This window comes from Methylobacterium amylolyticum (assembly GCF_030700245.1).
GTDB lineage: Bacteria > Pseudomonadota > Alphaproteobacteria > Rhizobiales > Beijerinckiaceae > Methylobacterium.
The window spans coordinates 47,719-59,894 of sequence record NZ_JAUYZI010000024.1; the positions used below are offsets into that span (position 1 = coordinate 47,719).

The following is a 12,176-nucleotide window of genomic DNA, read 5'->3' on the forward strand; positions in this document are numbered from 1 at the left end:
ATGCCGGAATTTCTGACAAAGCGCGCCGGGTTCTGGCACTACGCTCGCCGAGTGCCTCTGGCCTACGCCGACCTCGACCCGCGCGGCGTCATCCGGCAGTCGACCAAGATCCGCGTCGCCGACGACCCGCGCGCCATCCGCGCCCAGCGGGCGGCAGAGCGCATTAACGGCGAGCTGGAGGCATTCTGGCGAGCGGCCGGCACCGCTGAGGGCGCTGAGGCAAAGGCGCGCTACGATCGTGCGAGACGGGACGCGCGCCGGCTCGGCTTCCCCTACATCACGGCTGTCGAGGTCGCGCAGCTCCCGATCGCCGAGATCCTGGCACGATTCGATGTCGTCGCGGCGGCGAAGCCCGATGATCATGCCGTCGAGGCCGCAGCGCTCGGCACGGTCGAGCCGCCAGCCCTCGACCTCGACGGACTGTTCGACGAGTTCGAAGCGCTGATGAAGCCCTCACTCAAGGGCATGTCCGACGATCAGGTCCGCCGCTGGCAGAGCCCGAAGAAGCGCGCCATCGCCAACCTCCGCACGGTGATCGGCAACAAGGCGCTCGCCAAGCTGACGCGGGTCGACGCACTCGATTTCCAGCGCTGGTGGATCGGCCGGATCGAGGTCGAGGGTGTCGAGATCGAGACAGCCAACAAGGACATCGGGCACCTCAACAAGATGCTCGGAAAGGTCGAGAACACGCACCGGCTGGGGCTCGGGCCGGTGTTCTCGCAACTGCGGATTGAGGGCGGCCGCACCGGTCAGCGCACGGCATTCGCCCCGGCCTACGTGCAGAACACGCTCCTGGCCGACGGCGCGCTCGCCATGCTCAACCCCGAGGCTCGTCGCATCCTCTACCTCATCGCTGAGACCGGCCTGCGCCTGTCGGAAGCCTGCAACCTGACAGCCGAGACCATTCGGCTCGACGACGCGACGCCGCACGTCCAAGTGCGGCCTGACGGCCGGCGGATGAAGACGGAGCAGAGCGAGCGCGACATTCCCCTCGTGGGCGTGGCGCTGATGGCGATGCGCGAGCATCCCGAGGGCTTCCCGCGCTACCGGGATCAGGCCGCTGGACTGTCCGCTGCGGTGAACAAGACGCTGCGGGAGAATGGTCTGCTACCGAGCGAGGGGCATACCGTCTACTCGCTACGGCACACCTTTGAGGACCGCCTTACCGCGGTCGAGGCACCTGACAAGATTGCGGCGGCGCTGATGGGCCACAAGTACCGTCGACCTCGCTACGGCGTCGGGCCAAGCCTCGCACAGAAGGCCGAATGGCTTCAGCGGATCGCATTTAGAATGCCTGGGACGGTGTAAGCGCAGGGTCAGACCTGTGGTTGTGCGGTCGCGCCCTCTGCCTTTATCTAGAAATCATGCTGCCGTTGAAACCGCTCACGCAGGCCATGAAGGGCTTGGCGAAATTTGGCCCCGATGGGCTCGTTTTCGCTGTCATCATAATCGGGACATTCGGCGCCATCGCCGCAAAAGCAGATCCGATATGGTGTGTGCTCGCTGGCTGCCTTTTCTGTATCCTCTGGCTGGTTCGAAATTTCATCGACGCCCATTTGGACGTGAAACGGAAAATGGCCGCGCTCCAGATCAAAGCACAGACGCAGGCTCTGAAGCTCACGGAAAAATTCAATCTCAAGCCGGCGATACCGTCACCCGCTCCTTCCCCGGCACCAGCATCACCACGGCATAAATCATTGCCTGCGCCTGCCGTGCCCCCGGGAAATTCGCAGCCGGAAAAATGACGCGTCGTCTTTCCCCTGCCGTCAACCGTTCCTTCACGATGGGCTGGACATCGTCGCACGAAATTGCCAACCCTGGGTTTCCACCATACATGCTCGCATCATGGTGACCGTCATGCAGGGGAATTTTCTCGCCATTGTCGCGATCGTGGCGGTCTCGCTGCTGATCGCGCGAGAACTCGTGCGCGCAACGATCGAGCTGCGGCACAAGGCCCGGGCGCTCGAAGTCGTTTCATCCGACCTTGATGAGTGCTTCAGCGAAACCGATCGGCTGATGTGCGATGAGCGTGTTCCGACCATCCTCAAGCACGTACTGGGTGGCCAGCTCATGTCCCTGGCTCGCCCCGAGATCGGCGGCCCTCGCATGAGGGCATTCATGCAGCGCGATTTTTCCGAAGAAACTCATGTTGCCGATGAGGATAACCCGATCACGGAGGCGTTCGAGCAGCTCGCTCGCATCGATCCCAAACTGGCCGACGACTGCCGGATGATTCTGGCGCGCGGATTTTTCGCGCTCATGCTGATGCATGTCGAAGGGTGGAAGGTCGAGGTTTCTGTGCGCGACGCGGTTCGCAGCCCCTACGGACTGCCGCTCGGGATGGATCGGCTTTTCGGCAACTCCGATATGGGCCCCATCGGGCCGGCTGCGGCCGTGTAGGCATTCAGCAGGCGTCGGGCCCGCTTGACCGGATCGTCTCCTGCCCGCGCCTTCAGCAGCTCGGCCTCCAGACGGTCCATCAGTGGGACCAGGGCACGTCCGCCCTCATCGCGAGCGACAAGGTAGGCGCATAGGGCCAGCGCGCGCTCGATGCGCTGCGGCGTCACCGGCTCTGGTGCGGGGCGCTTCACGATGCCGGCTTTCGCACCTGCGCCAGCGCCTGCGCCCGCAGGTGCGGCTTTCGGGCGATCACCGCGGCTGGCGGCGTCCAAGACCGGCGCCCGTCCCGCTCGGCTATGTCCTGCCGCCGGAAGCCGGCGGCCATGCGCGAGAGCGCGGTGAAGACGTGCAGACCGGTAGCGACGGCCCGGTCCCAGCGTAGCGCCATCAGCAGGTCGTAGACCTCCGCCCCGCGCTGAAGACGGCGATTGTTCCAGGACTGCCGGCATCCGGCAGCGCAGAACTCGGCGTCGGACTTGCGGGGCGTGAAGGGCGTCCCGCACTCAAGGCAGGCCCGCTCGTGCGCGAACTCCCGCCGATCGGTCTCCACCGCTTTCCCAGGCGATGCGTTTAAACGGTTGGTCGCTGAGGGGAGCGCCATGCGAACGCCTTCCCCCGCAGCCCGCGCCACGCTGGCGTCGCGCCCGGACGTGGCGCGGGCTGCCATCAGAAGTGCTCCCGGTCGTCGGCGATGGTGTCGATCCAGCTCATCGAGCCGTCGCCGATCGGCGCGTCGAGCGAGTAATGGCGGGGACCATAGATCCGGGTTCGAGCGGCCCGAGCCTCAGCCGGGATCCCCGCGAAGTCGATCGCCTTCGAGAGGACGGCGATGAGCACTTCACTCTCGACCTCTAGACGAACCGCCGGCTCCAGCGAGGCGCAGGCGGCCTTGACCGCTTCGGTCGCGCTGGCGACGAACGCCTGGGTCTGACGCTCCTTGGCAGCACGGTGCTCGATCGCACGGGCGGACCGGCCGTGCCGCGACTTCAGTGCATCGACACATCGGATGATGTTGCGCAGGAGCGCCATCTCGGTAGCGCTCCACGGCTCACCCCTAAGCGGCAGCTTCAAGCGCAAGCGCGACGCCATGGAAGCCACAGCGCGCACCGACCGCTTCGGCGCGAGCAACGAACGGGCGATGGCCCTCTCGTTGGCGTACAAGATCGCGATTTCCTCAGGTGACCAATCGCTGTCCCGCGGACGGGTTTTCCGGTCGAGGTTGGACGCCTGAGTTAAGCGCCGCATATCTGCCGCTGCCCTAATTTTTCGGGTTAAGGCAAAGGCTTTGACGGCACGATAGGTGCGACCCGGGAGCCGTATGGGCCATTCGGGAGGAGGGATCCGCCCCCAGTTCGCGACGACGATGTCGATCTCTTCTCGCGTCCAGTGCTGCCCCGATTTCCCCTGTTGGCGCTTCGCCTTGCCGAGATCAATCAACCGGCGGCGGTTGAGGGCCGCGGTTATCGATGCGTAATGCCTCTCCGGCCAGCCTGGATACTTCAGTGTTACGGTCCCGTCCGAATGGGTCTCGATGAATCTTGATTGAGTGCGCATTTTGATTGTCCGAGACACGTTGATCGGCGGGGACATGCTGCACTCGTAGGAAGTCTGTGTCGTGACCTTGTTGCTTGGCATTGAGCAAGCGTGGCTGGGACCAGCGAACGAGATCTCAAGCAGGCTCGTCACGGCCGGGCCCCCATCGCAACAGCCCACGCCGGGTTGCCGCCGTCTGGACCGAAGAGGTCCGGCAGGTTTCGCTCGACGACCTGATGCAGCTCGTTCAGCCGTTCCGTCTCGGCCTCGGCGGCCGCGTCACGGATCGCCTGGGCGGCCCTGCTGCGACCGGGTACGGCGCGATCCTTGGGCGCGCCGGTGGCGACGAAGGCGTCCCCGTGCACGAATGCCTGGAACACGAGGTCTGTGGCGATGACGCCGATCCGGTCGCGGGTCCGAGGCGGAAGGCTGCGCCACGCCGCCTCGACCTCGGCCTGCCCCGGGATGCCCTTTGTCTCTCGGATCGGGGCCTCCGTGAGAATCAACGGAGCTTGCCTCTCATTGGTGAGAAGCAACGCCAGCGCCGCCGCGATGTGCTCCAGGTAGTCGCCCCCGGTATCCCAGCGGCAGAAGATCTTAGCGTCCCGGGCGTAGAACGAGGCCAGCGCGTGCAGGCTGGCGAGGGTGGTCGGCATCAGGGCCTGCACCGCTCGGAACGCCTCGTCGACCGCGTGGCCGGCAGCGTCGATCACCGCCTCCGATTCGTCGTCGTCCTCGTCGCGGTGAACGAGCGCCGCGGTGTGCGCGACGCTCGCCTTGTCGGCGGCCACGATCGCAGCGACGACGGGGTCGGCGTCGTCGACCACGGGCGGGTCCAGCACCGCCCCGAGATCCGCGGCGCGACCCTGAAGGATGCCGTAGGCCGGCTGGTAGTCCTCGGCGAACTCGGCCTCCTCGGACAACCACCACCGGAGATGCGCGAGCAGCGCTCCGGCGCCGGCCGGCAGTGGACGTGTCAGGATCGGGAAGGCGGTGGCGGCCGTTACGAGGCCGTCCAGGGCCTCGAACATGGCGTCGTCCGCCAGCACGCTGTCCTCGCCCTCCGGCGCGATCTGGAAGGCGTCGTAGGCGGCGCGGTGGGCAGTGACCGCGACGGTGAGCGGGGCGACGGCCATCATTGCGGCCGGTCCCCGGCCGGCGGCTCGAACAGCAGCATCGCCAGATCGGCGACGCGGGCCTGAACGATGAAGTACGGCGGCGGGTAGTCCCCGTGCTCTGAAGAGAAGGGCCCCACTTCGTCGAGCCACCAGCGCAGGTAGGCCAGCAGATCCTTCGCACCTTGGTGCGTCCCGGCGGGGGTGCCGAGCAACACGTCGAGCGCTTCGATGGATGCCTCCATGGCAGACCGTAGGGGCCGTCCGGGCGCCGCGGTGAACACCGCGTGCCACGCCTTGTGGTGGGCGGCGATGGCGTCGTTGATCGACAGGGCGCTCATAACTCGACCTCCGCGAAGGCGGCGGGCCGCATCGCTTTGGCCCGTTTCCAGATCTCCCCGAGCATCTTCGGTTCAAGCAGTTCCTCCGCGGCCGCGATGAACGCCCTGCGCCGGGCGTTCTTCGGCGCCGTGACCAGATTCTCCGCCTCGCCCTGCTCGATCTGGCGCTCCACCTTGCGCAACTCGGCGATCCGCCGCTGCACGATCTGGCGGTGAAACTTCTTGCGCCTGAGCACGGCATTCGCCCGCCGGCGCCACGAGACATCGCGCGGCCGCTCGCCGGTGCCGTCGGCCTCAAGTTGCTCTTCAATCTCGATGATGGACTGGACCAGCTCGGTCTGGATCGCCTCGGCTTCCGCCGACGACGTGATCTGGTTGGGACGGATCGTGGTGCCGTCTGCGCGGAGGATGATGTCGAGGGCCGGCGCTCCCGGGGCAATTTCGTTGCGGGGCATGTCAGTGGCCCTCCCGCAGCGCGGCCGCGTGCGCGGCGAGTTCGGCGGCGAAGGCGGCGATCTCGTCCGGGTCGTCGTTGCGAATGACGGCGTCGGCGTAGACGGCCAGCCGTGTTTCCCGGTCGTCAGGGTTGGCCGGCTGCCGGCAACGGGCCTCCTGCTCGGCAGCGCTCTCGACCTCGGTCAGCGCGTCACCCAGTTCGACCATGAAGCGGCCGACCGGGGTGAGATTGCCGCTCCGGTAGCTGGCCGTCCCGCGCCCCGACCATGCGAACGCGTAGGCCGTGCTGCCGATGAGGTCGGCGAGTTCCCGCAGGAACAGCAGCTCGGTGAGTGTGGCGGAGCCGAAGTCGAACAGCCCGACGAGGTCCGGGCCGGCGGCGGCCGTCTTCGTCAGCCGTGGGGCCGACGCCGGCATCCCCATGATCGCGGCGTGGATATCGAGGCCGATGGCGCCGGTGAACGAATGCTCGGCACGCGAGAGCTTCGGCCGATGCTCATCGACGAAGTCCACCCACGCCACTGCGAGGGCCTTCGGGATGATGGCCCGCGGTGCGGCCGGCAGCGCCTCGGCGGCGTCGAGCAGTTCGTTGCGCCGATCCATCGCGCGATCGTAGGCTGGCACATGCTCGTCCCCCGTCACGATCTGGGGGAGCGTAGCGCCCCAAGCCGCCCAGCAGTCGAGGAGGCTGGTCGTCAGAGCGTCGGGGTCGGTCAGGTCGGGCCGGCCGATCGGCGTCTTTTCGACGAAAGCCAGGATGTCCCGCGCCAGACCATCGCCCAGGCCGTCCGGCCATACGATGTCGATGTCATCGCAGCGCTGGCCGACGCGGGCTTTGAGCTTGAGCCCGGCGAAGGTGGCAGCCGGCAAGGCAGCGATGCGCCGCTCGATCTCATCTAGTGCGAGGCAGGCGTCTCCGGACGCATCCTCCGCCGCGGTGACCCCCGTGCGGTCGGCCCACGCCTCGCTCTCTGACCGCCACGCCCGCCACTCGTCGCCCGCTCCGGCCGGCGCTGGTCCTGGCCCGCCCTCGGCGGCATCCGTGACCGCGTGCTGCCTTTGAATGCAGTGGGCGAAGTGATTGCAGGCCGCCTCCCACTGCGGGACCAGGGCGAGCAGATCGGCCTCGTCCTGCGCCCGAAGGTCGGGATCGGCCGTGACGGCGCCGGTCCGCAGAGCTTCGGCGGCAGCGAAGGCCCGCTCGGGGTGGAAGGCCAGCGCGAACACCGCGTCGGATCGCAGCCTGCGCCGGATGTCCGCCTCCCACTCGGCGTGCTCGTCCTGCGACATCTGGCCGGTTTCGAGGATGCTGCGGCGGGCGATCTCGCTCTGCACCTTCACGTGAAGGTGCATGACGATGAAGTTGACCCATTGCTCGAACGGCCGGCGCCGCAGCGTCCCGACCGCGTCGCAGTAAGAGATCGTCCCGTCCCCGTGCTCAATGCCGCCCGCCACCACACGGCCCTCGCGCTCGGCGTGGACGTGCTCGCTCTCGGGCACGTAGCGGATGCCGGCGACCTGGATTGACCCGGGGCAGGCGATGGCGGCGAGCGCGTCGAGGTGCAGGGCCTTGCGGGTGCGGGCCTCGTCGTCCGCGCCCCACGGCTTGCTGTGGCCCTCGATGCCGATCGTCTGCCGGCGCCGCTGCTCGGCCAGAGCGATGCCGAGGAGCCGTGTCGCCTCAATGCGGATGCCCTGCTCGACGCAGGCAAAGCTCGTCGGCTCGATCGCGGGCGAGGCCATGAAGCCGGGCGGCGGGCTGTGCCAGTCGGTGGTCTGAGAGGCCGCTGACCCGGCCGTCAGAACCTCGGCAACCCGCGCCGTGCGACCCGGATCGGGCCGTGCTTCGTCCTGGATCTGTCGTTCGGGCGTGAGTGTGCTAGCAGGGCGAGCCTGTTCCATCGACTTTCACTCCGGTGGGTGGGTGGCCCTCGTCGCCCGGGGTTCCTGCAAGTTCACAGGACGGCGGGGGCCGGTGAAAAGCTATTCTTCGGCGTTTTCGTACACCGCGTAGAGCATGCTGCTGAGTATGGGCGATGCCGTTAGCCGAGTATCGCAGCCGAGATAGAGTTTCCCGGTCGCGGAACTATGCGTGTTGGCGGTGTAGAGCCCGCTCCGAACCATCAGGAAGATGATCAGAGTGATCTCGTCGCCCGCCTTCTCTTCGGCGATGCCGAGCCAAGTCAGCAAGTGCGACATTAAAGGGAAGGGGTTGATCGGCCCGGCCACGTGCGCGGTGTGCCGGATCGCCTCGGCGAAGAGGGCGGCGCGCCACTCAGGCTGACCCACTTGGTCCCTGGGCGGTGGCATGAGGGCGAGGCTCACAGCGCGCTCTCATGCGCGTCAGCCGCGCCCTCAGCGCGCTGGGCCGCCCGCAGAAGCTCAAGGGTGGCCCCCAGGGGCCACTTTAACTGCTGCGCCGCGCCGGTGTCGTTGTCGCGCTCGACATCGACCATGCGGGCGCCGATCTCCTCGCCTCGTGGCGAGGGCTTCCAGAATGGCCGCCCCTTGTGATCGCGTTCGCGGACCTGAAGGCCGATCGCCAGCAGCATCCGGTTGACCTGAATGGCGTGAACGCCGCCGAGGTCCTGCCCGAGCTTCGTCGGCACCACCAGCGGGTCGTTGACCGGGGCGATCAGATGTCCGAGCCCCATCAAGCCCAGCATGTCGAAGCCGGTCCCGCGCTTCGTGACCCGGTTGGCGGCGATGAGGAGCTGATTACCCTTCAGTCCGGCCAACCGACCGATCGACAGAGCATGCTTGTGGAGCAGGCGGGCCTCGCGTGCGGCAGAATCCGTGAAGGCGAACGCTGGGATCTCGACTGGAGCGGGGCGAGGCGCCTGCATCCGCTCCCGGATCACCGCATTGCACTGCATGTGAAACTGCGGGTCGAGGTACTTCGCGTAGGCCAGGGCGATCTGCCAGTGCCCCCAGGTGCCCGGAGCCGTGCCGCCCCGGACGGTGTCAATGCCGGAAATCCCGGCATTGAGCGTGGCCTCGACGGCGGTGCGAAACTCGATCGCGCTGGCGAGAGCCAACCAGTCGGCCGGCCGCTTTGTGTCGACCGAACCAGCGGCACGCCAGAGGTCGGTGAGGGACAGCATCTCGTCCTTGTCGTGGACAGTGACGCCGTTGAGGATCAGGGCGGGGAGGCGCGCGGCCATGATCATGCTCTCCCGTACTGCTGGTGGTCGGCCGCCCACTGGTAGACGACCGGCGGGCGACCGATGCGGGAGCCGCGCGGGATGTCGACCACCATCACGCGGCCCTCCGCGATCAGCGCGTTGAGGACGGCGTCGAGCTGCGCGTACCGGACACCGCGATCGAAGCGCCGGTACAGCTCGGCGCGATAGATCCGGCCGTTGGGCGCTTGGCGGATCAGCCGCTCGGTCTTCTCGAACAGGCTCTCCCGAGGCGGGATCTGCGCCGGCTGCGGGGTTGGCTCCGCCATGTCGGGGAGGCCGAGATCGCGCCACATGTCGCGAGCCGCCGACAGACCGAAAAGCCGCCGGCACTCGGCGACCATCTGGATCTTCGTGCCGGCTGTCGGCATGTCGAGCGCCGGGTCCGGGGTGTCCGCCTCGTGGACCCCCTCGGCCTCGCGCGGCACGAAGAAGTGCCGGAACAGGACCTCGTGGCACTCGCGCTGGTAGGTCAGCACGAGGGCGCGGGCCTCCGGCTTTACGCGACTCGCCTCGATCCCGAACAGCCATCCTGGCAGTACGTTCAATGGGAGGGTGACGGTGCTTTGCGGACCGCCCGGCGAAGGGATGGTCATGATGACCAGCTCGCCCGCTAAGATGGGGTCGCGCTTGGCGCGCTTGAGCTGAGCGCCCCAATCCAGGCTCAGCCGATCGGCGATCGGCTTGAGTGCGACGCGAACAGTCTCGCCTTCGCGAATAGCGAACAGCGTGTCACCGCGGAACGGGACAGTGATCAGCGCGCCCATCAGACCGGGCGCCCATAAAGACAGTGCCCGGCGGCCCAGATCAGGCAGGCGCCGAGAAACGGACCGTAGGTGAGGAGGTGCGCGAGCATGGGCGGCCCCTTCGCTGAAGGCGATGGGGAGCAGGCTACAACTTTGGTTTTATGTGTCAAGCACCAAAGTTATAAAGCCCGACCCGGGGATGGCATGCTTCGTTGAGGGCTGCGGCTCACGCGTGCGGTTTGGCCAACCTTAGTCAGGTAACTGTGCTTTCCAGGCCGTGAAGCGACCATAGTATTTGGCCACAATGCGAAAGCCTACGAACCATTCTTTCTTGAGGAATATCTCTGTATTTTCGTCCCTCTTTTTTGCATCCCATTGCATAGTTGCCCAAGAGTCGTCGTTTATGTGTGTAACCCGCCTAATTTTGCACAACGCGGCATCAGGCAGGCGAAAATCCTTGCTCACAAATAGGCATGTAGATTCTTCTACAGGATCGAGATCAGTCGTTCCAAATATGATGTCGCCATTTTCTAATTCAGGATACATATGCGGCTGATCTAAGAGAAAAGCGCATACGTGTTTCAATTTTTTAAGATAAGGAGGCCTGTCAATCTTACCGAACGTTCTATTGTATAAATACGCAAATCCGTCTTCTCTACCGGTGACAAGAAAAAGGTCGGTATCACCATCCGTCTCTGAAATTTTATCATCAGAAAGGAGCTTATATCCCAGCTCAACTATACCTTCTATTTTATCTATTGCATCAGCATACGTCGACTTGTAATCTTGATCTAAATCTTCGAGCTTAAGATTGAGCTTTCGTGCTATTCTAGGCAAAAATCTAGATTTCAGCACTGTTCCTTTTTCAATTTTATTGATGGCAGCTTGAGAAATATCGACAGACTTCGCTAAGTCGGCTTGCGATATTCCAAGCTCTTCGCGGCGAGCTTTGATTTTTTCGAACCACTGCATGGCTTACAACCTACGTCATGCTCGTTCGGCCGTCGCTATGAATTTGGTTGTTGACGGCGCGATCACTTTGGTTTTAGTAGAGGCATGAGCGTTCGCGATCACTTAGAATCGGCGATCAAATCCCGCGGTTCGCAGGCAGCATTGGCGGCCGAATGTGGGGTTAGTCAGTCTGCAATTTCGAAAGCGCTTAGATTAGGGCGCGTTTCAATCCGCCTCGCCATGAATATCGAAATTGCAACTGGCGTAGAATGGCGCCGGTTGTGCCCTGATGCTCCGGCGAAAAGACTGGATTCTTTGACGAATACATCGCAGGAAGCTCACGCCTGATGATCCGTCGGTCACCCCTCAAGCCGCATCAACACATCGGCGACCGCGCCGAGCATCGCTGCGCCCTCGTTCCCGCCGGGCAGCCGGCCGAGGTCATCGAGGCGGTTCGCGATCCGGACCAGCGCGCCTTCGCGGTCGGGGATCGGCAGGGCCGAGACGATTTCGCTGACCAGCACCGCCAGGACCTCGCTCAGCCCTGCGGGCGGCAGTTCGGGCGCCACCTTCGCCGTCGGCGCGGGGGGTAGCCCTATGCTCTTGGCAGACTGGATGAAGTCGGAAGGGGTCAGCGACACCGTCATGGCGGTCGCCATCGGCGGGGTCTCCGCCGAGCTTGTCCGGAAGCTCCGGTTCAGGGCCTGCGGAGCGTCGCTTCGCACCGCCGCCCGCATCGACATCGTCACCCGGGGAGCGGTGCGTTCCCCCGACCTTATCCCGCTGAAGCGGCGGGCAGCCTCGGCGCCAACCGAGGCCCGCCCGTGATCGCCTACCTTCTCAGCACCGCCGACCTGCCGCGCGCTCGTGCCTGCCAGCTCTCCGCGCCCGACCTGTCCGTCGATGCCACCCTTCGTCCTCACCGCTGTCCCTCCGTGTCCCGTGGTCGACCGCCAATCGATCACGTCGGAGACCCAAGGTGTCGGCAACATCACCCACGCCCGTGGGACATCGTCCCAAGCAACGAGGCTGCGGCATGACCACCGCTCAGTCCGAGGCGCGGAGCCTCGTCGAGCTGATTGCCGGCCCGCTGCGGCTCGGCGACAACGTCAAAGCCGCGCTCGCGCGGGTGTCGGTCGTCACGGGGCTCGGCGATCGCCGCGTCCGGGCGATCTGGAACAACGAGGCTCGGGCGATCCGGGCAGACGAGATGGACCGGCTACGGCAGGTCGCCCTCGACAACCGAACCCGCGAGGAAGCCGACCGTGCCTATCGTGCCCATCTCGCCCGGCTCGCCGCCGCCCAGGAGGCCCTTCGCGTACCGTACCCGGTCGAAGGTAGCAGCGCTGATCGTCGACTGGGCGGGGTGGCTCGCGGAGCTGATCGCGCCCTGGATCAGGGTGCCGCCCGATGACCGGGACGTGGCAAAGCGCGACTGAGCGCGCCCGGGTC

Annotated in this window: 15 protein-coding genes; 4 read left to right on the plus strand and 11 right to left on the minus strand. The window is 65.7% G+C overall.

Annotated elements, in window-relative coordinates:
* From Q8W71_RS17520 to Q8W71_RS17530, 3 genes are all read left to right on the plus strand, one after another.
* Nucleotides 1-1,308: a tyrosine-type recombinase/integrase gene (locus Q8W71_RS17520; RefSeq protein ID WP_305526674.1), complete on the plus strand. Its 1,308-nt coding sequence runs from the start codon at nucleotides 1-3 to the stop codon at nucleotides 1,306-1,308.
* 56 nt (nucleotides 1,309-1,364) lie between these two features.
* The gene (locus tag Q8W71_RS17525) at nucleotides 1,365-1,745 is read left to right on the plus strand and encodes a hypothetical protein (RefSeq protein WP_305526675.1); all 381 of its coding nucleotides are present in this window, start codon (nucleotides 1,365-1,367) and stop codon (nucleotides 1,743-1,745) included.
* Between the two features lie 100 nt (nucleotides 1,746-1,845).
* Nucleotides 1,846-2,400, plus strand: a complete 555-nt coding sequence (locus Q8W71_RS17530) for a hypothetical protein (RefSeq protein WP_305526676.1) — start codon at nucleotides 1,846-1,848, stop codon at nucleotides 2,398-2,400.
* 187 nt (nucleotides 2,401-2,587) lie between these two features.
* Here the strand turns inward: Q8W71_RS17530 and Q8W71_RS17535 are convergent, their stop codons facing one another.
* From Q8W71_RS17535 to Q8W71_RS17585, 11 genes are all read right to left on the minus strand, one after another.
* Nucleotides 2,588-2,950 carry a transcriptional regulator gene (locus Q8W71_RS17535; protein ID WP_305526677.1) on the minus strand — a complete coding sequence of 121 codons (363 nt, stop codon included), beginning with the start codon at nucleotides 2,948-2,950 and terminating at the stop codon, nucleotides 2,588-2,590.
* Between the two features lie 116 nt (nucleotides 2,951-3,066).
* Nucleotides 3,067-3,990: a hypothetical protein gene (locus Q8W71_RS17540; RefSeq protein WP_305526678.1), complete on the minus strand. Its 924-nt coding sequence runs from the start codon at nucleotides 3,988-3,990 to the stop codon at nucleotides 3,067-3,069.
* A 92-nt stretch (nucleotides 3,991-4,082) separates the two neighbouring features.
* On the minus strand, nucleotides 4,083-5,072 hold the full coding sequence (locus tag Q8W71_RS17545; protein WP_305526679.1) for a hypothetical protein: 990 nt from the start codon (nucleotides 5,070-5,072) through the stop codon (nucleotides 4,083-4,085).
* Nucleotides 5,069-5,389 (minus strand): hypothetical protein, encoded by a 321-nt coding sequence (locus Q8W71_RS17550; RefSeq protein ID WP_305526680.1) that lies wholly within the window; start codon nucleotides 5,387-5,389, stop codon nucleotides 5,069-5,071. The genes Q8W71_RS17545 and Q8W71_RS17550 overlap by 4 nt, the downstream gene beginning before the upstream one ends.
* On the minus strand, nucleotides 5,386-5,844 hold the full coding sequence (locus tag Q8W71_RS17555) for a hypothetical protein (protein WP_305526681.1): 459 nt from the start codon (nucleotides 5,842-5,844) through the stop codon (nucleotides 5,386-5,388). Before Q8W71_RS17555 ends, Q8W71_RS17550 begins: the two co-directional genes overlap by 4 nt.
* A 1-nt stretch (nucleotide 5,845) precedes the next feature.
* Nucleotides 5,846-7,747, minus strand: a complete 1,902-nt coding sequence (locus Q8W71_RS17560) for a hypothetical protein (RefSeq protein WP_305526682.1) — start codon at nucleotides 7,745-7,747, stop codon at nucleotides 5,846-5,848.
* An 81-nt stretch (nucleotides 7,748-7,828) separates the two neighbouring features.
* On the minus strand, nucleotides 7,829-8,170 hold the full coding sequence (locus Q8W71_RS17565; protein ID WP_305526683.1) for a hypothetical protein: 342 nt from the start codon (nucleotides 8,168-8,170) through the stop codon (nucleotides 7,829-7,831).
* Nucleotides 8,167-9,009 carry a KilA-N domain-containing protein gene (locus tag Q8W71_RS17570; protein ID WP_305526684.1) on the minus strand — a complete coding sequence of 281 codons (843 nt, stop codon included), beginning with the start codon at nucleotides 9,007-9,009 and terminating at the stop codon, nucleotides 8,167-8,169. Before Q8W71_RS17570 ends, Q8W71_RS17565 begins: the two co-directional genes overlap by 4 nt.
* A gap of 2 nt (nucleotides 9,010-9,011) precedes the next feature.
* On the minus strand, nucleotides 9,012-9,794 hold the full coding sequence (locus tag Q8W71_RS17575; RefSeq protein WP_305526685.1) for a phage antirepressor N-terminal domain-containing protein: 783 nt from the start codon (nucleotides 9,792-9,794) through the stop codon (nucleotides 9,012-9,014).
* Between the two features lie 228 nt (nucleotides 9,795-10,022).
* Nucleotides 10,023-10,745 (minus strand): helix-turn-helix transcriptional regulator, encoded by a 723-nt coding sequence (locus Q8W71_RS17580; RefSeq protein ID WP_305526686.1) that lies wholly within the window; start codon nucleotides 10,743-10,745, stop codon nucleotides 10,023-10,025.
* Between the two features lie 338 nt (nucleotides 10,746-11,083).
* Nucleotides 11,084-11,383 (minus strand): hypothetical protein, encoded by a 300-nt coding sequence (locus Q8W71_RS17585; protein WP_305526687.1) that lies wholly within the window; start codon nucleotides 11,381-11,383, stop codon nucleotides 11,084-11,086.
* Between the two features lie 377 nt (nucleotides 11,384-11,760).
* Here Q8W71_RS17585 and Q8W71_RS17590 point away from each other — a divergent pair, with 377 nt between their 5' ends.
* Nucleotides 11,761-12,138, plus strand: a complete 378-nt coding sequence (locus tag Q8W71_RS17590; RefSeq protein WP_305526688.1) for a hypothetical protein — start codon at nucleotides 11,761-11,763, stop codon at nucleotides 12,136-12,138.
* Nucleotides 12,139-12,176 lie beyond the last annotated feature (38 nt).

What these genes read in the sequence shown, in the direction of transcription:
- Q8W71_RS17545 (WP_305526679.1), bottom strand. Translation starts at nt 5,072, where the DNA reads ATGATGGCCGTCGCCCCGCTCACCGTCGCGGTCACTGCCCACCGCGCC.
- Q8W71_RS17585 (WP_305526687.1), bottom strand. Translation starts at nt 11,383, where the DNA reads ATGGCGACCGCCATGACGGTGTCGCTGACCCCTTCCGACTTCATCCAG.
- Q8W71_RS17550 (WP_305526680.1), bottom strand. Translation starts at nt 5,389, where the DNA reads ATGAGCGCCCTGTCGATCAACGACGCCATCGCCGCCCACCACAAGGCG.
- Q8W71_RS17560 (WP_305526682.1), bottom strand. Translation starts at nt 7,747, where the DNA reads ATGGAACAGGCTCGCCCTGCTAGCACACTCACGCCCGAACGACAGATC.
- Q8W71_RS17580 (WP_305526686.1), bottom strand. Translation starts at nt 10,745, where the DNA reads ATGCAGTGGTTCGAAAAAATCAAAGCTCGCCGCGAAGAGCTTGGAATA.
- Q8W71_RS17530 (WP_305526676.1), top strand. Translation starts at nt 1,846, where the DNA reads ATGGTGACCGTCATGCAGGGGAATTTTCTCGCCATTGTCGCGATCGTG.
- Q8W71_RS17555 (WP_305526681.1), bottom strand. Translation starts at nt 5,844, where the DNA reads ATGCCCCGCAACGAAATTGCCCCGGGAGCGCCGGCCCTCGACATCATC.
- Q8W71_RS17575 (WP_305526685.1), bottom strand. Translation starts at nt 9,794, where the DNA reads ATGGGCGCGCTGATCACTGTCCCGTTCCGCGGTGACACGCTGTTCGCT.
- Q8W71_RS17525 (WP_305526675.1), top strand. Translation starts at nt 1,365, where the DNA reads ATGCTGCCGTTGAAACCGCTCACGCAGGCCATGAAGGGCTTGGCGAAA.
- Q8W71_RS17540 (WP_305526678.1), bottom strand. Translation starts at nt 3,990, where the DNA reads ATGTCCCCGCCGATCAACGTGTCTCGGACAATCAAAATGCGCACTCAA.
- Q8W71_RS17590 (WP_305526688.1), top strand. Translation starts at nt 11,761, where the DNA reads ATGACCACCGCTCAGTCCGAGGCGCGGAGCCTCGTCGAGCTGATTGCC.
- Q8W71_RS17520 (WP_305526674.1), top strand. Translation starts at nt 1, where the DNA reads ATGCCGGAATTTCTGACAAAGCGCGCCGGGTTCTGGCACTACGCTCGC.
- Q8W71_RS17570 (WP_305526684.1), bottom strand. Translation starts at nt 9,009, where the DNA reads ATGGCCGCGCGCCTCCCCGCCCTGATCCTCAACGGCGTCACTGTCCAC.